Annotated in this window: 15 protein-coding genes and 2 rRNA genes; all 17 read right to left on the bottom strand. The window is 52.6% G+C overall.

Translation table 11 applies throughout. The features are described 5' to 3' along the window. Positions 1–87 precede the first annotated feature (87 nt). Positions 88–3,016: ribosomal RNA gene (locus NST04_RS11225) — 23S ribosomal RNA — on the bottom strand. Between the two features lie 293 nt (positions 3,017–3,309). Beyond that, a 16S ribosomal RNA gene (locus NST04_RS11220) occupies positions 3,310–4,870 on the bottom strand. Together the 16S and 23S rRNA genes form the textbook arrangement of a ribosomal RNA operon. A 464-nt stretch (positions 4,871–5,334) precedes the next feature. After that, a complete protein-coding gene (locus NST04_RS11215; RefSeq protein WP_341184300.1) occupies positions 5,335–6,864 on the bottom strand; it encodes a LysM peptidoglycan-binding domain-containing protein in 1,530 nt (509 codons plus the stop codon). 214 nt (positions 6,865–7,078) lie between these two features. Next, positions 7,079–7,960, bottom strand: a complete 882-nt coding sequence (ilvE, locus tag NST04_RS11210) for a branched-chain-amino-acid transaminase (RefSeq protein WP_340752117.1) — start codon at positions 7,958–7,960, stop codon at positions 7,079–7,081. Between the two features lie 4 nt (positions 7,961–7,964). After that, positions 7,965–8,852: a prephenate dehydratase gene (gene pheA, locus NST04_RS11205; RefSeq protein ID WP_209877018.1), complete on the bottom strand. Its 888-nt coding sequence runs from the start codon at positions 8,850–8,852 to the stop codon at positions 7,965–7,967. After that, complete coding sequence (gene thrB / locus NST04_RS11200; protein WP_341184299.1) at positions 8,849–9,829, bottom strand: homoserine kinase; 981 nt, start codon at positions 9,827–9,829, stop codon at positions 8,849–8,851. Before thrB ends, pheA begins: the two co-directional genes overlap by 4 nt. Before the next feature lie 64 nt (positions 9,830–9,893). After that, entirely contained in the window at positions 9,894–11,180 is a 1,287-nt protein-coding gene (locus tag NST04_RS11195) for a homoserine dehydrogenase (protein ID WP_341184298.1), read from the bottom strand. An 8-nt stretch (positions 11,181–11,188) separates the two neighbouring features. Beyond that, complete coding sequence (locus NST04_RS11190) at positions 11,189–11,626, bottom strand: ACT domain-containing protein (protein ID WP_036698990.1); 438 nt, start codon at positions 11,624–11,626, stop codon at positions 11,189–11,191. Positions 11,627–11,795: 169 nt separating this feature from the next. Further along, a complete protein-coding gene (locus NST04_RS11185; RefSeq protein WP_341184297.1) occupies positions 11,796–12,554 on the bottom strand; it encodes a hypothetical protein in 759 nt (252 codons plus the stop codon). A 15-nt stretch (positions 12,555–12,569) separates the two neighbouring features. Beyond that, a complete protein-coding gene (locus NST04_RS11180; RefSeq protein WP_341184296.1) occupies positions 12,570–13,316 on the bottom strand; it encodes a hypothetical protein in 747 nt (248 codons plus the stop codon). A 5-nt stretch (positions 13,317–13,321) separates the two neighbouring features. After that, entirely contained in the window at positions 13,322–14,497 is a 1,176-nt protein-coding gene (locus tag NST04_RS11175) for an SPFH domain-containing protein (RefSeq protein WP_341184295.1), read from the bottom strand. Positions 14,498–14,722: 225 nt separating this feature from the next. Further along, positions 14,723–16,030, bottom strand: a complete 1,308-nt coding sequence (gene obgE, locus NST04_RS11170) for a GTPase ObgE (protein WP_341017233.1) — start codon at positions 16,028–16,030, stop codon at positions 14,723–14,725. 15 nt (positions 16,031–16,045) lie between these two features. Then, on the bottom strand, positions 16,046–16,786 hold the full coding sequence (locus NST04_RS11165; protein ID WP_341184294.1) for a Spo0B domain-containing protein: 741 nt from the start codon (positions 16,784–16,786) through the stop codon (positions 16,046–16,048). 252 nt (positions 16,787–17,038) lie between these two features. Further along, positions 17,039–17,350 (bottom strand): 50S ribosomal protein L27, encoded by a 312-nt coding sequence (rpmA, locus tag NST04_RS11160; protein WP_020429282.1) that lies wholly within the window; start codon positions 17,348–17,350, stop codon positions 17,039–17,041. Positions 17,351–17,367: 17 nt separating this feature from the next. Then, complete coding sequence (locus NST04_RS11155; RefSeq protein WP_036698984.1) at positions 17,368–17,703, bottom strand: ribosomal-processing cysteine protease Prp; 336 nt, start codon at positions 17,701–17,703, stop codon at positions 17,368–17,370. Between the two features lie 12 nt (positions 17,704–17,715). Next, on the bottom strand, positions 17,716–18,027 hold the full coding sequence (gene rplU, locus NST04_RS11150) for a 50S ribosomal protein L21 (RefSeq protein ID WP_036698983.1): 312 nt from the start codon (positions 18,025–18,027) through the stop codon (positions 17,716–17,718). A 205-nt stretch (positions 18,028–18,232) separates the two neighbouring features. Further along, positions 18,233–19,474 carry an Rne/Rng family ribonuclease gene (locus NST04_RS11145; RefSeq protein WP_341184293.1) on the bottom strand — a complete coding sequence of 414 codons (1,242 nt, stop codon included), beginning with the start codon at positions 19,472–19,474 and terminating at the stop codon, positions 18,233–18,235. Between the last annotated feature and the right edge of the window lie 28 nt (positions 19,475–19,502).

Here is a 19,502-nt window from a genome sequence, read left to right as displayed (position 1 = left end):
ATCTTCTTTACCGAGCTACTTGAGCTCCATAAATTACAATTTGATTCCTGAAAACTGAATCCGAAACGAATCTGCGCGTTAGAATTTTTGGATAAGCCCTCGACCGATTAGTATTGGTCAGCTCCATGCATTGCTGCACTTCCACCTCCAACCTATCTACCTCGTCGTCTTCAAGGGGTCTTACATACTGGGAAATCTCATCTTGAGGGGGGCTTCACGCTTAGATGCTTTCAGCGCTTATCCCGTCCGTACGTAGCTACTCAGCCATGCTCCTGGCGGAACAACTGATGCACCAGCGGTACGTCCATCCCGGTCCTCTCGTACTAAGGACAGCTCCTCTCAAATTTCCTGCGCCCACGACAGATAGGGACCGAACTGTCTCACGACGTTCTGAACCCAGCTCGCGTACCGCTTTAATGGGCGAACAGCCCAACCCTTGGGACCTACTTCAGCCCCAGGATGCGATGAGCCGACATCGAGGTGCCAAACCTCCCCGTCGATGTGGACTCTTGGGGGAGATAAGCCTGTTATCCCCAGGGTAGCTTTTATCCGTTGAGCGATGGCCCTTCCATGCGGTACCACCGGATCACTAAGTCCGACTTTCGTCCCTGCTCGACTTGTAGGTCTCGCAGTCAAGCTCCCTTATGCCTTTGCACTCTGCGAATGATTTCCAACCATTCTGAGGGAACCTTTGAACGCCTCCGTTACTCTTTAGGAGGCGACCGCCCCAGTCAAACTGCCCGCCTGACACGGTCCCCGTACCCGATAAGGGCACCAGGTTAGAACCTAGATACGATCAGGGTGGTATCCCAACGGCGCCTCCGCAGAAGCTTGCGCTCCTGCCTCCACGGCTCCCACCTATCCTGTACAGATCGTACCCAAATTCAATATCAAGCTGCAGTAAAGCTCCATGGGGTCTTTCCGTCTTGTCGCGGGTAACCTGCATCTTCACAGGTATTAAAATTTCACCGGATCTCTCGTTGAGACAGCGCCCAAGTCGTTACGCCATTCGTGCGGGTCAGAATTTACCTGACAAGGAATTTCGCTACCTTAGGACCGTTATAGTTACGGCCGCCGTTTACTGGGGCTTCGGTTCACAGCTTCGGGTTTAACCCCTAACCGCTCCCCTTAACCTTCCAGCACCGGGCAGGCGTCAGCCCGTATACTTCGCCTTACGGCTTCGCACAGACCTGTGTTTTTGCTAAACAGTCGCTTGGGCCTTTTCACTGCGGCCCCCTCGGGCTATTCACCCTACCGAGGCACCCCTTCTCCCGAAGTTACGGGGTCATTTTGCCGAGTTCCTTAACGAGAGTTCTTCCGCGCGCCTTAGAATTCTCTTCTCGCCTACCTGTGTCGGTTTGCGGTACGGGCACCTTCTCCTGACTAGAGGCTTTTCTTGGCAGTGTGAGATCATGACCTTCGCTACTGTAATTTTCGCTCCCCATCACAGCCCAGCCTTACGGTGTGCGGATTTGCCTACACACCAGCCTCACTGCTTAGACGGACATCCATCAGTCCGCGTCACTACCCTCCTGCGTCACCCCATCGCTCATAGCGGATTACGGTGGTACAGTAATTTCAAACTGTTGTCCTTCGACTACGCCTTTCGGCCTCGCCTTAGGTCCCGACTTACCCTGAGCGGACGAGCCTTCCTCAGGAAACCTTGGGCTTTCGGCGGATCAGATTCTCACTGATCTTTTCGTTACTCATACCGGCATTCTCACTTGTATGCTGTCCAGCGCTCCTTACGGTACACCTTCAACCCACATACAACGCTCCCCTACCCCAGATACATACGTATCTAGCCATAGCTTCGGTGGTGTGTTTAGCCCCGTTACATTTTCGGCGCAGAGTCACTCGACCAGTGAGCTATTACGCACTCTTTCAATGGTGGCTGCTTCTAAGCCAACATCCTGGTTGTCTGTGCAACTCCACATCCTTTCCCACTTAACACACACTTGGGGACCTTAGCTGATGGTCTGGGCTGTTTCCCTTTTGACAATGGATCTTAGCACTCACTGTCTGACTCCCGGCAAGAAGTAAATGGCATTCGGAGTTTGACTGAGCTTGGTAACCCTTGCGGGCCCCGCACCCAATCAGTGCTCTACCTCCACCACTCCATTCACCGAGGCTAGCCCTAAAGCTATTTCGGGGAGAACCAGCTATCTCCGAGTTCGATTGGAATTTCTCCGCTACCCCCACCTCATCCCCGCATTTTTCAACATGCGTGGGTTCGGGCCTCCAGTGCGTGTTACCGCACCTTCACCCTGGACAGGGGTAGATCACACGGTTTCGGGTCTACGTCCACATACTCATTCGCCCTATTCAGACTCGCTTTCGCTGCGGCTCCGGCTTCTCACCTTAACCTTGCATGTTAAACGTAACTCGCCGGTTCATTCTACAAAAGGCACGCCATCACCCATAGACAGGGCTCTGACTTTTTGTAAGCACACGGTTTCAGGTTCTATTTCACTCCCCTTCCGGGGTGCTTTTCACCTTTCCCTCACGGTACTGTTTCACTATCGGTCGCCAGGTAGTATTTAGCCTTAGCAGATGGTCCTGCTGGATTCATACGGGGTTTCACGTGCCCCGCACTACTCGGGATCCGTCTCGGAGAGAATACCATTTCGGCTACAGGGCTTTTACCTCTATCGCGGGCCTTTCCAGACCTCTTCGCCTACCATATTCCTTTGTAACTCCATGTGAGACGTCCCACAACCCCAAGAGGCAAGCCTCTTGGTTTAGGCTGTTCCGCGTTCGCTCGCCGCTACTGACGGAATCACTATTGTTTTCTCTTCCTCAGGGTACTTAGATGTTTCAGTTCCCCTGGTCTGCCTCTGCGTATCCTATGTATTCAGATACGAGTAACTGCGAATTACCACAGCTGGGTTTCCCCATTCGGACACCCCCGGATCAAAGCTTGCTTACAGCTCCCCGAGGCAGTTTCGTTGTTCGCCACGTCCTTCGTCGGCTCCTGGCGCCTAGGCATCCTCCGTGTGCTCTTAGTAGCTTAACCTCGATTTTTCCGTCAGGAAACTATCGGACAATGAATTTCTTCAACGTCTGTATTTCCATCAAGATCATCGTAGCATCGCCATTAATTCAAAACTTGTTTACACAAGTTCAGCTTAAAGGAATGTTCTAAAACGCAAATTCGTTTCGGTATCCAGTTTTCAAGGATCAAAGGTAAAGATGAGAGCTTAAACTCTCAAAACTGACCAACGAGTGAGTAACAGGCCTAAACCTGATTGGTTTGGAAGTTAAACTTCCGATTTGAATGTCTTCATTGCAGAAGACGATTCTCCATAGAAAGGAGGTGATCCAGCCGCACCTTCCGATACGGCTACCTTGTTACGACTTCACCCCAATCATCTACCCCACCTTCGGCGGCTGGCTCCCTTGCGGGTTACCCCACCGACTTCGGGTGTTGTAAACTCTCGTGGTGTGACGGGCGGTGTGTACAAGACCCGGGAACGTATTCACCGCGGCATGCTGATCCGCGATTACTAGCAATTCCGACTTCATGCAGGCGAGTTGCAGCCTGCAATCCGAACTGAGACCGGCTTTGCTGGGATTGGCTCCACCTCGCGGCTTCGCTTCCCGTTGTACCGGCCATTGTAGTACGTGTGTAGCCCAGGTCATAAGGGGCATGATGATTTGACGTCATCCCCACCTTCCTCCGGTTTGTCACCGGCAGTCACTCTAGAGTGCCCAGCCTTACCTGCTGGCAACTAAAGTCAAGGGTTGCGCTCGTTGCGGGACTTAACCCAACATCTCACGACACGAGCTGACGACAACCATGCACCACCTGTCTCAACTTTCCCCGAAGGGCACCTGATGCATCTCTGCTTCGTTAGTTGGATGTCAAGACCTGGTAAGGTTCTTCGCGTTGCTTCGAATTAAACCACATACTCCACTGCTTGTGCGGGTCCCCGTCAATTCCTTTGAGTTTCAGTCTTGCGACCGTACTCCCCAGGCGGAGTGCTTACTGTGTTAACTTCGGCACCAAGGGTATCGAAACCCCTAACACCTAGCACTCATCGTTTACGGCGTGGACTACCAGGGTATCTAATCCTGTTTGCTCCCCACGCTTTCGCGCCTCAGCGTCAGTTACAGCCCAGAAAGTCGCCTTCGCCACTGGTGTTCCTCCACATATCTACGCATTTCACCGCTACACGTGGAATTCCACTTTCCTCTTCTGTACTCAAGTCACCCAGTTTCCAGTGCGACCTCAGGTTGAGCCCAAGGTTTAAACACCAGACTTAAATAACCGCCTGCGCGCGCTTTACGCCCAATAATTCCGGACAACGCTTGCCCCCTACGTATTACCGCGGCTGCTGGCACGTAGTTAGCCGGGGCTTTCTTCTCAGGTACCGTCACTCCGGTAGCAGTTACTCTACCGGACGTTCTTCCCTGGCAACAGAGCTTTACGATCCGAAAACCTTCATCACTCACGCGGCGTTGCTCCGTCAGGCTTGCGCCCATTGCGGAAGATTCCCTACTGCTGCCTCCCGTAGGAGTCTGGGCCGTGTCTCAGTCCCAGTGTGGCCGTTCACCCTCTCAGGTCGGCTACGCATCGTCGCCTTGGTGGGCCGTTACCCCACCAACTAGCTAATGCGCCGCAGGCCCATCCCCAAGCAGCAGATTGCTCCGCCTTTCATTCTCTCCTCAGGAGAAGAAAGAAATTATCCGGTATTAGCTACCGTTTCCGGTAGTTATCCCAGGCTTGAGGGCAGGTTGCCTACGTGTTACTCACCCGTCCGCCGCTAAGTTTGAAAGGAAGCAAGCTTCCTTTCAAACTCCGCTCGACTTGCATGTATTAGGCACGCCGCCAGCGTTCGTCCTGAGCCAGGATCAAACTCTCCAAATTGGTATTTAGAAAGAGCGATTGCTCATTTTGAAACATCTGACGAGAATTTACATTCTCATTTTTGGATCTCACCGAAGTGATTTCCGATACTCACTCGTTGTTCAGTTTTCAAAGATCAAGCTCGTTGTTAGCGCCGCTTACCGCGTCACCAGCAACTTTTATAATATAACACGTTCATCTTCTGAATGCAACACTTTTTTTGATGAAGCGAAATCTGTATTCAGCAGAGCAACATGTCCAATCTTCTTGCAAGGCACCCGCCTTGCGACTGGATATATAATATATCATGATATGTACCTGCTATCAACCCTTAATTTTATACCATTTATGAGATAGTCCTATAGCCTTTCATAGATATCCTATACCAGCCTCTGTACCTGCATAACATTGCCCGAAAAGCACATGCCGGCCCTCATATCTAGCAGGACCTGCATGTGCCACTCTCTCCTAAGGGGACTCCTCTCTTAATTCGGAATCCACGGAGTCTGATTCTTCTTAGCTGTACTAGAACGTCCGCTTGAGTTCGAATGCGGCTTGGCGTGGGCTTTATCCTTGGCAGCAGAACCCTGGCTGGAGGTTTTCGCTTTTGCCGCTGCCGGTTTCGACTTCCCTGGTTTTGTATCCTTTGCTGCTGTGGCTTCAGTGCGCCCCTTATCCGGCAACTCCTCCGCTTCCTCCACTACAGGCTCAGGAATCTGAATCTCGGGTACGCGGTTGTGAGCGAAGTTCTCCATGCCCGGATAAGCAGGATATGGTGGAATGTTAGATACCATAGGCTGTTCATACATGGGTGACACAGCGTTAGGCATGGCATTCATTCCTCCGGCATATGGAGAAACCATCCCCATCTGCGGCGGCATGCCGTATACCGGATACCCGTTATACATCGGCTGCTCATAAGGATAGGGCTGAATCGACATTGCGCCGCACCCGCAGGAAGGCCATGGAAGGTTAACCTGCTCGCTCTGGTACTGCGGAGCAAACGCAGCATTGTCACTGACAGGACTGACTGCAGACATATTCACATTATTATAATCCGGTGCTGCATTAGGATACCACGCTCCCGGATATTGTCCAGGCGGACAAGGATTAACCGGCTGAGCATAGAAAGGCGGGCAGTCCGGCATAAACGCTGCAGGCTGAACATAACTCGGAGCGTTATTCATATTGTTCATATCCATATTGGCCATGGGCTCATATACAGGATACACGGGTGCATAATTCATAAAATACGGATTCTCGCTGAGGCCGGGATAGCCATCGGTCTTTCCCCAGGGCGAGGTTTTACCCTCATCCCAAGTGGCAGGCTGAACCTCTGTCTTATTATGATGCACTTCTTTGGACTTCTCTTCCTGTGCAGGAACAGAGATTTGCACATACAAGCTTTGTTTCTCATGGACGACTTCCTGAACCGGCTTGACTTCCGGCGCTTTGTTAGGTGCAGGGTTAGGTGCAGGAACCGCCAACGGGATAGGGACTGCTTCTGCAGCAGGTGCAGGAGCTGGCGCAGGAGCCGGCTTTTCGATGACACCGGTGTAGGTTTTACCGCCAATCGCCGTTTTATCGACCACTGCCGGTGCGGTTGACTGAGCCTGAATCGGGGTCGTATTAGCTTTTACCGGATCGATGGATTGGGCCTGGATTGGAGAAGTACTAACCTTCTTAGGGATATTCACGACTTCACCTGTCATCAGTGCGTTAGGGTTCTTAAGCTGCGGGTTGGCATCAATCATATCCTTGAGTGTAATGCCCCAAGCCTTGGAGAGCTTCCATAAGGTATCGCCTTGCTTGACTGTGTGCTTATAGTAGATATCGTTGTTGTCCGGAACAGGCAGAGCCACGGGCGCAGCCGGGATCTTAACCTTGTCTCCAACCGCAAGCACATCTGGATTGGTGATTTGCGGATTGGCCTCGATTATTTTTTGCAGCGGCACTCCATACTTCTGTGATAACGCAAACAGCGAATCACCTTGCTTAACAATGTGTATTTTCACGCAGCATTTACCTCCTAAAAGTATCTATTGATCGGCACTGCACCCCGGTTCAGGGATGATAGCCCTCCAGATTCGGTAGTTGCGGTACAGCCGCCTCCTTCGTTACTACATCTTATGCAGCCCATGGGCGAATGACATCCCTATATGCAAAAAAAATCCTTCCATGCTTGGCATGAAAGGATTTTTCTCTATTCGCTCCCGGGAAATTAATGTACTATTCCCAAACCTTATAACCGTCTTTATCAACCACATTGCGGAATTCTTCCAGCAATTGCAGGGTAATCGGCCCGGCCTGGCCGGAACCGATGACTCTGCCGTCGATCTCACGGGCAGCAATAACTTCAGCCGCTGTTCCGGTGAAGAAGACTTCATCGGCAATATAGACATCATGCATGGTGAACGGCTCTTCCTTCAGCGGCAATCCCAGCTTCTCACACAGCTCAATGATCGCCAGACGGGTGATTCCCTCCAGGGCGCCCAGGTAACAAGGCGGTGTATAGACTACGCCTCTTTTGATAATGAAGATATTATCGCCGGAGCCTTCGGTTACATAGCCCTGAGCGTTCATCATGATCGCTTCATCGGCTTCCGCCAGATTCGACTGAATCTTCACCAGAATATTGTTCAGATAGTTCAGCGATTTGATCTTAGGATTCAGGGCATCCGGGAGATTGCGGCGCTGGGAGACCGAAACGGCACGAAGTCCATTCATATAAGCCTGCTCCGGGTAGATGGCGAGCTGCTCCACAATGATGATTACACTTGCTTTGGGGCAGCGGCGCGGATCAAGACCCAGGTTGCCGGGACCGCGTGATACGATCAGCCGGATGTAACCGTCCCGCATGTCGTTCAGGCGGATTGTCTCAGCCATAGCCTCCAGCATCTCATCATAGGTCAGCGGAATGTCCAGCATAATCGACTTTGCCGAATCATACAGCCTGTCCAGATGCTCCTTACACTTGAAGATATTGCCGTTATAAATACGGATACCTTCAAAGATTCCGTCTCCATATAAAAAACCGTGATCGAATACGGACACCATTGCCTTGTCCTTCGTTACATGTTGTCCATCCAGATAGATCCATTGCTCAGCCATGAACTTACTGCACCTCCGCTTTCTCTTCCTCATAGGTGTATGTGGGATAGGACCCCAGAATCCGTACCTGACAGCCCAAGGCTTTGATCTCTTCGATCGCACCCGGGAGCAGTACCGATTCTATCGGTTCCAGCACATCAATATAGAAATAATAAGTACCCAGCTTCTTCTTCGTCGGCCGTGATTCAATACGGGACAAGTTCAGCTTACGCCAGGCAAAAGCAGCCAACACCTGATGCAGGGCACCAGGGAAATCCTCAGGCAGCGTAACAAGAATACTCGTCTTGTCTCCACTGCTCTTCTGCGGAAGCTCCAGCTTCTGCGGGCCCACCAGGACAAACCGCGTGTAATTGTTATTATGGTCTGTAATCTGGCGCTCCACAACCTCGAGTCCGTGCGTAGCGGCTCCAAGCGCGGTACCGATGGCAGCCCAGCCTTTGCCGGGATTGCCTTTTACAATCTCCACCGCTTCAGAGGTGCTTCCCACAGACTCCAGCTCAGCCCAGGGCATAGCCTTACGGATAAACTGCGTGCATTGCGCCATAGCCACCGGATGGGACAGAATCTTGACAATCTTCGTATAATCCTTGTCCCCGTTCTCCTTCGTGAATTCCTGCGGACAGCTGATCAGATTCTGTATCGACGGGAAAATCCACTCCGCCTGCATCGGCAGGTTCACTTCATTAATGAGCCAGTCGATATGCAGGCTGACCGAGCCTTCTATCGTGTTCTCAATCGGAATGACACTGTAATCGGTAACTCCGCCGGCCGTGGACAGAAAAACATCGGATATGAGCTTATGATGCTCCAGTTGAACAGGGTTACCGCCAAATAAATGCAGCAGCGCTTCATGCGAGACGGAGCCCTGGGGCAATAACGCTATTGATTTCATGGCTGTAATTCTCCTTTTATCATATCCAAAAATGATTCGTTTTGCATCCCGTTTCTTTCAAGCAGCTCTGCCGTGACACCAGTGGTGCAAGGAGGCAGCCATAAGGTACGGGCAGAGATTCCGTTCTCCTGCATGGTCTCTGTCAAAAACAGCTCCAGCTCCTGCTTCCGCTGCTCGCTGCGGTCCACCATACATAACAGAGTCGGGCCTGCACCGCTAAGCGCAATCCCCAGCGCGCCGTGGCCCGGAGCTTCAGCCAGCAGCTTCTCCATCCCCGGCACCAGCGGTGCGCGGTAAGGCTGATGCAGCCGGTCCTGCATCGCTGTGCCAATCAGGTCCAGCCGCCCTGCGGCTAACGCTGCGGTAAGCAGCGAGGTGCGGCTGATATTATGAACCGCATCGCTCATGGTAATCTCCGCAGGCAGCGCCTCTCTGGCCTTGACGGTCTCCAGCTCGAATTCAGGAATGACCACCAGGAATTCCAGCTCCTGCGGCGGCTCGATCCGGATATAATCGGCATGCTCGCCGTCCCATACGGCCGTAATAATTCCCCCGAACAGCGAGGCTCCGACATTGTCGGGATGCTTCTCTATAGCTGTAGCCATATCGAACAGCTTCGCCTGACTCAGCGGTGAACCTATCATAGCATTCGCCGCAGCCAACGCGCCAATAATGGCCGTAGCACTGCTGCCAAGCCCGCGGGTGAGCGGGATTTCCGAATACATGGAGATGGACAACTCCGGAACCTGAACCCTGGCCTCTGCAAATACCATTTGTGCAACCTTGTAGAGCAGATTGCTTTTATCCCGGGGAACTCCAGCCATCTCATCTCCATACAGATGAAACACCGTTTCAGCAGCTTCCTCCATTTCAATCCAGGCATACAGCGACAGAGCCATGCCCAGCGTATCGAAGCCCGGACCGAGATTGGCGGTACTCGCAGGGACCTTCACTCTAGACCTTCCGTAAATACTCATGGCGGGTAAATCTCCTTCGTTATATTTGCGCGCAGGGCCCTGTGTTCCAGGGAACCCGCGATATTTAGCCTTCTACACGATAATGGCTTTTGATGCGGTGAATGACATTCAGTTGCTCCAGGTGGCGCAGCACTTTGTTCATACTGGCTCTGCTGGCGTTATGCGTTACAATAATAATTTCGGCGTCCGGATTATTAGGATTGGCCTGCTGCACCACAGAATCCAGGCTGACATCATATTCGGCAAACACCTGGGTAATCTTCGCAAGGACCCCGGCCTTGTCGTCGACATGGAGCAGGAGGAAGTTTTTGTAATAAATATCCTCGTCGCTCTTCAGCTTCTTCTGCTTATACGGCACAATTTGCTTAAGCCCGTTGACACCCAGCTTCAGGTTCTTAATGACCGCCACCAGATCCGCCACAATCGAGGTTGCCGTAGGCATCGCCCCTGCCCCCGCACCGTAGAACATCGTCTCACCTACAGCTTCACCATATACATATACCGCATTAAACACGCCGTTCACGGAGGCAATCGGGTGGTTCGTACGGATCATCGTAGGCTGAACGCTAATGCTGAATTCTTCATCCTGGCGCTCAGCGATTCCGAGCAGCTTCATCTCGTACCCCAGCCGTTTGGCAAAAGCCATATCCTCCTTGCTGACGCCGGAAATCCCGCTTACACTGACGTCGCTCAGCTCCACATTGGTCCGGAAGCCCAGCGTGCCCAGAATGGCCATCTTGCGGGCCGCATCCAGTCCCTCCACATCGGAGGTCGGATCAGACTCGGCATACCCCAGCTCCTGCGCTTCCTGCAGTGCGTCCAGGTAAGACGCGCCTTCCTGGCTCATTTTGCTGAGAATGTAGTTGGTTGTCCCGTTCACAATCCCCATAATCTTCATAATCTTATCCGAGGAAAAGCCTTCGATCAGGGTGCGGATAATCGGAATGCCTCCCGCCACACTTGCCTCATAGAACACATCACACTGCTTCTCCTGCGCCTTCGCCAGAATCTCCGAGCCGTGCAGGGCCATCAGATCCTTATTGGCGGTTACGATATGCTTGCCGCGCTCCAGCGCCTCCAGAATGTATTCCTTCGTCCCCGCGATTCCGCCCATGACCTCAACAATGACATCAATCTCCGGGTCACGGATAACGGCCCACGGATCATCGGTTATCTTGGACGGGTCCACTTCAATATCACGCGGCTTCTCGGTATTCTTCACGGCAATACGTTCAATCAGGATCGGCGAGCCCACCTGGCTGCTCAAATCCTCCTGATTTCCTTCCACAATACGGACAACGCCCGTACCTACAGTTCCCAGACCCAGCAGACCTACTCTAACCGGCTTCATTCGTATTCTCACCCCTGACCAATAATTAACGCACGCTTCACACCGGGAATTGCCTTGAGACTGTCCAGCAAGTCGCCCAGCTCTTCATTCAGGTGGGAGATCTCAACAGAGATCACCACGTTGGCCCGCCCCTGCAGCGGGATACTCTGATGGATTGTCAGCACATTCGCCCCGTGGACAGCCACGGAACCGAGCACCTTGGACAGCATGCCGGATTCGTGCTCCAGATCAATCGAGATCGTCACAATGCGCTCGCGCTCCAGCTGATGAATTAAGTGTATCCCATCTTTGTATTTATAAAAAGCACTGCGGCTAAGCCCAACCTGTTCCACGCCCTCGTGTACGGTTTTGGCATCTCCTGCTTCCAGCAGCTGTTTGACCTGCATGGTCTTCAGCACCGCATCGGGCAATATGTCCTCCCGGACCAAATAATAGCGTTCTTTCACGAACGTCCTCACCCCAAAGACTTTTGTATGTACATAGTGGACATTATACGGGATTGAAGGCTTTTATGGCAATAACTTTCTGCAAACAGCGGAAAAGGCTGTTCCCCTATCATCTAGGAGGAACAGCCTTCACTACAGAAATGAAAACAGTTGTACTTGCCGCGCATGCTCAGCTGTAAGCAAGGGTTGTCCCGCAGTAATCACAGCTTGTGGACTGGTTAGGAGCTACTGTATTCTGTGCCCCGCAGCCCGGGCAGCGTACCGATTTCGGCAGTTGCTGCGGACCGCGCTGCTGATGTTGCGGTCCGCCGGCAGGCGGCGAGAACGGAGATGACGCCGCCTGGCCTCCCTGCGCCGCCGGAGCTGCTTCATCCGCCCCTTCTTGAAAGAGGAGGCCGGAGTCCAGCACCCCGTACTTCTGCAGATAGAGAAGGTCTCTGCTCACATCACCTTCACTTTGCCCGGTACGGTCCGCCAGATTCCCGGTATAGCGGACTCTCTCCACTGTGATCAGTTGTACATACTGATTGGCGAGCTGCGAGAAGCGGAATCTGGCTTTGGCTGCGCTCCTCGCAAATACGGCCGCAGGCAGAAGAGAAACCAATGCGCAGAGGATTAGCATAGTAATCAGCGTTGCCGCGTCAATCCCGTCTTCACTGAAGATGGAGTAGACGACAATTCCCATCAACTGCACGAAGCCGCCCACAAACACATGATGCATCAGACTATAATTGACTGCCTTGCGGTAATTTTTATAGTGTGTACTCAGCATGCGTACCAGCGCAAGCACAAACCCTAGCGGCATAAACAAATATCCGGCACCGATAGTTACAATATCAAAAGTAGTCCGCTCATACTTAGGCAGACTATCAGAGGGCTGCCCTTCCCGGCCCGGCAGTAGTCTGCCTGGCTGATTCCCTATCCCCATTGCTGTCTACTCCTCCTATTTAAGCCCCGCCAGCTCCAGGTTACGCCGCTGGAGCGTGCCGGCAATACTCTCGGTTAATTCCTCTGTCTCCGTGTCCCAGCTGGCCGGCAGCTCCTTCAGAACAAGCAGCAGAGCCACATGGTCATGCAGCAGAGAGATCTGCTGCCTAATGATGTCTTCGGTTGCATACAATCCGGGTCTCGATACCGGGTCACTGTAGCGGAACTTCTCCTCCAGAGCCTCAATCAGCTCCACCAGTCTGCCTGCCTCAGGATGCTTCCAGGTACCTGCAATCCCTCTGATCTCCTGAAGCTCCTGCATGTGAGTACGCAGGCTCCGCGAAGCGTCCGCAGCCCTGCGCTCCCCGGAGGCGGCATTCCAGCCATATCCCGCTGTAGCTGCAAGCACGATCACAGCCATAATCAGGATAAGCAGCTGCTCTCCAGCATACCAGAGCGGGCTCAGCTCCAGAATCCAGTCCAGCAGAATAGCCGAAGCTAGTACCGCAGCCAGATAGAAGGCTATAATTACAACTCCGCTGATGAATACTGGCGAAGTCCTGCCTGCTTCAGGAGCACGGCGCAGCCATAGCATACAATATAGGTAAACCGCAGTCTCTGCCATACCTACAGCGAGCAGAGTCACTACGAAGCGCAGCAGCGATTCCGAGAATCCAAATGTGAAGAAGGTGCCCGCAGTAACTGCCAGAACAGCAACATAAATGCCAGTGACAAGACCCGTATATGACCTCTGCCTCTGCATTCCGCTCACCCGTTAGCCGCTCTGGTACCGCACTCTGGACAGAATTTCTGTCCGGGCTTCAGCTCATGCCCGCAGCCTGCACATTTCAGGATCAGGCCTTCTCCGCAATGAGGACAGAATTTGGCACCAGGGATGACCGCCTTGCCGCAGCTAGGACATAGCTTATTCTCCGCTTCCGGCGGCGGTTGCAGACTGCGGCCGCAGCCGGTACAGAAGCGTGCATCTGCCGGATTAAGGGTTCCGCAGCCCGAGCAGGATTTAGAAGCAGCAGATGCCGGCTGGCTGCCCGTACTGCCGTCCAGGGACATGCTCCGGGTCATCCGGGTGGCTATCTCAGCCGCAGGTCCGGCCAGCCCGAAGCCCATGCCGAGCCCCAGCCCCGCATTCATCATGCCCACGCCTGCGTTGCCCGGATTGCCTGCGGCCTCCTCCATAGCATCGAAGCTACGTTCCTGCTGATAGGTGAAGCCGATAATGTCCATCTCCGCCTTTTTGGCCAGGGCTTCCTTCAGGCGCTGCGTTGCCGGATCATCATCGGGAATATTGATCGAGTCAATATAGAAATTATTAAGTTCAATACCGCTGTCCAGGAACGAGGAGGCCAAGCGCCCCTGAATATGCTTGGAGATTTCAACCACGTAGGCGTTGATCTCCAGGATGCTGATTTTTTTGTGCACCAGATAAGAAGAAATGAGTTCATTGATATTAGACATCAGCAGGCCGCGGAAATAATTAATCATCGTATCCTGATCGAAGAGCGGCAGCGTTCCTACCAGCTTCAGCAAGAATTTGCGGGGATCTTCGATCCGCACGCCAAATTGCCCGAAGGCACGTACTGCGACCATGATCTTGTATTTAGGGTCCTGTAGCTGCAGCGGTGCACTAGTCCCCCACTTCACATTCATGGAGTTCAGCTTGTTCACAAACCATATCTCTGCGGTGAACGGTGACTTGCCGCCGAACGGCAGGTTCACCACATTCGACAGAATCGGAATATTCGCTGTGCTTAAAGTGTGGCGTCCGGCTGTGAAGGAATCCAGTGCCTCTCCACCCTTGAACAGAATCGCTTCCTGGGATTCATTTACGATCAGCTGTGTCCAGGTCCCCAGCTCCTGATTCGGATACTTCCAGGCGAAGACACCCGGAGGTCCGTCATATTTGACTACTTCAATAATTGCCATCTGTCCATTCCCTCTTTCCTGACAGGTATGTATGATATACGCAGATTACACCCTTTGGATTCAACTTAACATCACTTATATAATGATTGTAGTAAATTAATCCAGATATATAAAGAAAACTTTATTAATATAAATGGCTAAACCCTCTGTGAAGCCCACCTGACTCCCATTAAAAAAGGCCGCATCCCCCTCTCGGAAGATACAGCCGGTATACTTGCTTCTCTATTAATAGTAGCTGCTGTTCTCGACAAATTCGAATTCAAAATCAGCAATGCGCACGATTGTGCCTTCGACAGCGCCGCGTCTGCGCAGCTCGGCATCCACACCCATGTGACGCAAAGTACGGGCCAGCCTAAGAATGGCATCATGTGTGCTTAGCTGCATTCTCTTAATCATCCGCTCAATGCGCGGACTGTTGACTACAAACGCCTCGTTGTCACGGGTAATCGTGAATGAGTTATCCTCTTCTGCTTCCAGCTTATACACCTTGCGCTCTTTGCCAGCCACTTCTTCAACCACCGGAGCCACAGGAATACTGTCAAGAATATCTGTAGCACGGTAGAGCAGCTCCTGAACGCCCTGACGTGTCAGGGAAGAGATCGGCATAATCTCAAGGTCCGGACGAAGCTCCGCGATACGCTCACGGAAAGAAGCCAGGTTCTCCTCGGAATCAGGCATATCCATCTTGTTCGCCGCCACGATCTGCGGACGGTCAATCAGCGCCGCATTGTATTGCTTCAGCTCATCGTTAATCAGTACCCAATCTTCAAAAGGATCGCGGCCTTCCGAGCCGGACATATCCACGACATGAATGATGATACGCGTGCGTTCAACGTGGCGCAGGAACTCATGCCCCAGGCCCACTCCTTCACTCGCGCCTTCAATCAGTCCAGGCAGATCCGCCATTACAAAGCTGCGGCCATCCCCGACATCAACTACACCCAGATTCGGGGTAATGGTGGTAAAGTGGTACGCTCCGATCTTCGGCTGGGCAGCAGATACGACCGACAGCAGCGTAGATTTACCTACGCTAGGGAAGCCTACAAGGCCTACGTCGGCCATGACCTTCAGCTCCATTACGATGTACCGCTCCTGGCCCTCTTCCCCATTCTCAGCCAGCTCCGGCGCTGTATTGTTCGCCGTCGCAAACCGGGTATTCCCCCGGCCCCCCCGGCCGCCGCGGGCCACTACAACCTGTTGTCCATGACGGGTTAAATCGGCAAGGATCTCCTGGGTATCATCATCAATCAACACGGTTCCTGGTGGAATCCGCACGATCATATGCTCGGCGTTTGCCCCGTGCTGGCTCTTGTTGCGTCCCTTAACTCCCTTATCGGCCTTGAAGTGCCGCTGATAACGGAAATCCATCAGAGTCCGCAAGCCTTCATCCACGCGGAAAATCACATCTCCCCCACGGCCGCCATCGCCGCCGGCAGGACCGCCATCCGGTACATATTTCTCCCGGCGAAACGCTACGAGACCATCTCCGCCGTCTCCGCCTTTTACATAAACCTTAGCCTTATCTACGAACATAAATGTTCACCTTCCTTACATCTCCAGCGGTAACCGCAGCTCCAAATAACCCTTGGCAGGCTGAACCTGCTCCGCCTTCATGATTTTTCCTTGTACTATATTATAAATTTGCCCCTGAAGCAGTTCGGGATTACCTTGCTCTCCCTCACCTTTGAAAGAGATCAGAATGTCCCTTCCCTCCTGTGAAAAGCTAAGCTCAAGCTTCCGCGTGTCTCCATGCTGTGTTATTCCGCTGTACTGGTACGCCCTGACCGTCTGCATAATGACCGAAGTCAGCTCAGCCCCTGCTTCAGGACTCAGCTTGTCCTCCAGCTGGAGCCCTTCCTCCACCTGTATGTCCAGCTCCAGACTGCTTCTGAACGTACGGAAGGATTGCAGGTAGAACACCAGGGAAGGTACTCCCAATTTGGCAATACGGCTGTCGAGCGCAATACGCTCCTTTATTCTTTCCACACATTGTACGGATTTATCAGGCTTGCCCAGCTGGATATATCCGTAAAGCACCTGCAGATCATTCATCCAGTCATGACGATGATGATTCAGTGTCCGGTTTGCCGCCTGCTGCAGAGTGTTCTCCTGTATACGCAGTTCCTCTTCATATTGACGCCGGTTGTAAACAAAGCTGAATGCAAGCACTGCCGCTACCCAGACTCCGAGCAGCAGGCATGTGAAAAGGGAGGTTTGCCAATACACGAGCCCTAAAGGAAACACTGCGGATAACATGACTGCCCAGACCTTACTTTTCCAGGATTTCATTCTTTCTCCCCGTCCCTTGGTTCGCAAAATTGATTCCAATGTAAGCACTGCTTATCTTGCTTCATATTCACCATTTCCCAGTATAACACAGGCTTTCTCTGCAATCACCAGAATCCCGCCACAAAGTGAGGCTTAAGCTTTGATGCTTACTCAGGTACTTTGCGGGGACCCCGAAGCATATGGACTCTTAACTTCAAAAAAAGCCCCCGGCACTGATGCCGGAGGCTTCTAATCTTCATAGGTTCCGTAAGCTTACGCTTCCAGTGCCGCTGCTACCGGAGCGACATCCACCGGATACACGCTCACTTTTTTGCGGTCGCGTCCCCAACGTTCGAACTTCACTACGCCGTCCACAAGCGCGAACAGTGTGTCATCTTTACCGATGCCCACGTTCGTGCCCGGGTGGATTTTGGTTCCGCGTTGGCGAACCAAGATGTTGCCGCCGGTTACTGCTTGACCGTCAGCCCGTTTCACGCCAAGACGCTTAGAGTGGGAATCACGTCCGTTCTTTGTGGAACCAACACCTTTTTTCGATGCGAATAATTGAAGATCCAATTTCAACATGTTGTCAACCTCCTTCTTCAAATGATGACTTCCTGTATCTGAATATATTTCCTGTAGGATTTAGCAATATCCTTGAGCATCAGCACCATGGATTCCAGCAAAAGCTGTACCTTGGCGGAGACTTCGGGATCATTCACGGGAACCAGAGTTCCGCTTAAGAATCCATCCTTCATCGAAGTATCCAGAACCACTCCGGTCAGGCTCTCAATCGCATTCACCGTTCCAACGGTAACCGTCGAAACACCCGCGCAGACGATATCCCTGCCATTCCTTGCGTATTCCGCATGCCCCTTGACGGCAAAACCGACAATGACACCCTGAGCAGAAGCCCGTGTAATCCGCACGTTAATCATTAACGCACCTTCTTACGCTTGAATCTTCTCGATAGTTACTTTGGTGTACGGTTGACGATGGCCTTGTTTCTTGTGGTAGTTCTTCTTAGGTTTGTATTTGTAAACTACAACCTTATGTCCCTTACCATGTTTCTCGACTTTGGCTGTTACAGACGCGCCGCTTACCAGCGGAGTTCCTGCAGTCAAACCACCTTCGTTAGAAACAGCCAAGACACGGTCAAACGTTACGCTTGCGCCGTCTTCAGCTTCCAGCTTCTCAATGAACAAAACATCGCCCTCTTGGACTTTGTATTGTTTACCGCCAGTTTCGATAATTGCATACATTGTACTTGCACCTCCTCATGTCTCAGACTCGCCTAGTCAAGGTGGCAATCCCCGGAGGAATCACGCTTCATCTACCCGATCGGAGCGGTTACAGCATGTGCAGGAATGGAACAACCAAACACATACTTGAAGATATTATCACACATATGGGTCCTAGTCAATATCCCCTCACAAAAATAGAGCTTTGGCTCCGCTCTTCTCTTCCCTACTCCAGCCAAGTCCCAACCTTGCCTGTACCGCCGCAGCACTGGCAGATCACCGGGGCAAACCCGGCGGAATCATGTCTCGCCTTCTTACGGGTCATCTCCAGCAGACCGAGATGGGTCCAGCCGAGAATATGCGTCTTGGTCCGGTCCCGGCTGATAATGCTCTCCAGCTTGTCCGTCACCTGCCTGCGGTGCTCTTCCCGTTCCATATCAATGAAATCAACAATAATAATACCGCCCGTATCCCGGAGCCGGACAAGGCGCCCGATCTCTTCCGCAGCCAGCAGATTGGTCCGTGTTACCGTATCTTCAAGGTTCGTCCCGCCGGTGTACTGCGCTGTGTTAACATCAATCACAGTCAGGGCTTCTGTCTCGTCCCAGATCAGCGTAGCGCCGCCCTCGAGGATGATTTTACGGCTGAAGCTCTTGTGCAGCTGATCCGTCACTCCGTAAGCAGAGAAAATGGGCTCTTGTCCCCTGTAGAATCCCACAGGCTTGTACCCTTCTGGAGCCATATCCGTCAGGAAGGCTTCCGCTTCCTTAACCGCCTTAGCCGAATCAATCATCAGCTCATCACGCTGCGGATTGAAGGCATCCCGGATGAACCGCTGGACGATGCTCAGATCACAGTGCAGCAAAGCCGGTGCCTCCACTTCCTGGGAACGCCGGGTAATCACCTCCCACTGTGCCCGCAGAAAAGCCAGATCTCCCTCCACGGCTTCCACCGGCTCATCCTCGGAGACGGTGCGCATAATGAGTCCTTCCTCACCCTGGCGCAGCCGCTCGCCGATGCCTTTAAGCCGGCTGCGCTCGGATTCCCGGCTTATTTTCTTGGAGACCCCGACATATTCGGCAAAGGGCATGTACACCATCCAGCGTCCGGGCAGCGTATAATGCGTGGTTACCCGCGCGCCCTTGCCGCCCCTCGGTTCTTTTCTCACCTGAACGACAATCTCCTGACCGGGCTGCAGCAGCGTCTCAATCGAAGGCTTGACGGCCGGCTGCTTGTCCAGATGGGGATGCAATACATCATCTACATATAGGAATGCATTCTTTTTCTGTCCGATATCTACAAAGGCCGCCTGCATACCAGGCAGCACATTCATGACCCGGCCTTTATAATAACTCCCGACCAGACCTTGCTGCTGATCGCGTTCAGCTGCATATTCCACCAGCCTCCCGTTCTCCAGAAGTGCCATGCGGGTAATATGCTGTGTACAGTGAACGATCATTTGTTTCATGGCTTCACCTCTGGTTTGAATCGTTTCT

Source organism: Paenibacillus sp. FSL H7-0756 (assembly GCF_038006765.1).
GTDB lineage: Bacteria > Bacillota > Bacilli > Paenibacillales > Paenibacillaceae > Paenibacillus_AQ.
This window is presented reverse-complemented; position numbering and strand designations above follow the sequence as displayed.

Bases quoted from the DNA above. Each gene is read 5' to 3' on its own strand.
- NST04_RS11195 (WP_341184298.1), bottom strand. From the start codon at position 11,180: ATGAAGCCGGTTAGAGTAGGTCTGCTGGGTCTGGGAACTGTAGGTACG.
- obgE (WP_341017233.1), bottom strand. From the start codon at position 16,030: ATGTTCGTAGATAAGGCTAAGGTTTATGTAAAAGGCGGAGACGGCGGA.
- NST04_RS11175 (WP_341184295.1), bottom strand. From the start codon at position 14,497: ATGGCAATTATTGAAGTAGTCAAATATGACGGACCTCCGGGTGTCTTC.
- rplU (WP_036698983.1), bottom strand. From the start codon at position 18,027: ATGTATGCAATTATCGAAACTGGCGGTAAACAATACAAAGTCCAAGAG.
- NST04_RS11165 (WP_341184294.1), bottom strand. From the start codon at position 16,786: ATGAAATCCTGGAAAAGTAAGGTCTGGGCAGTCATGTTATCCGCAGTG.
- pheA (WP_209877018.1), bottom strand. From the start codon at position 8,852: ATGAAATCAATAGCGTTATTGCCCCAGGGCTCCGTCTCGCATGAAGCG.
- NST04_RS11180 (WP_341184296.1), bottom strand. From the start codon at position 13,316: ATGCAGAGGCAGAGGTCATATACGGGTCTTGTCACTGGCATTTATGTT.
- thrB (WP_341184299.1), bottom strand. From the start codon at position 9,829: ATGAGTATTTACGGAAGGTCTAGAGTGAAGGTCCCTGCGAGTACCGCC.
- NST04_RS11155 (WP_036698984.1), bottom strand. From the start codon at position 17,703: ATGATTAACGTGCGGATTACACGGGCTTCTGCTCAGGGTGTCATTGTC.
- NST04_RS11185 (WP_341184297.1), bottom strand. From the start codon at position 12,554: ATGGGGATAGGGAATCAGCCAGGCAGACTACTGCCGGGCCGGGAAGGG.
- NST04_RS11145 (WP_341184293.1), bottom strand. From the start codon at position 19,474: ATGAAACAAATGATCGTTCACTGTACACAGCATATTACCCGCATGGCA.
- ilvE (WP_340752117.1), bottom strand. From the start codon at position 7,960: ATGGCTGAGCAATGGATCTATCTGGATGGACAACATGTAACGAAGGAC.
- rpmA (WP_020429282.1), bottom strand. From the start codon at position 17,350: ATGTTGAAATTGGATCTTCAATTATTCGCATCGAAAAAAGGTGTTGGT.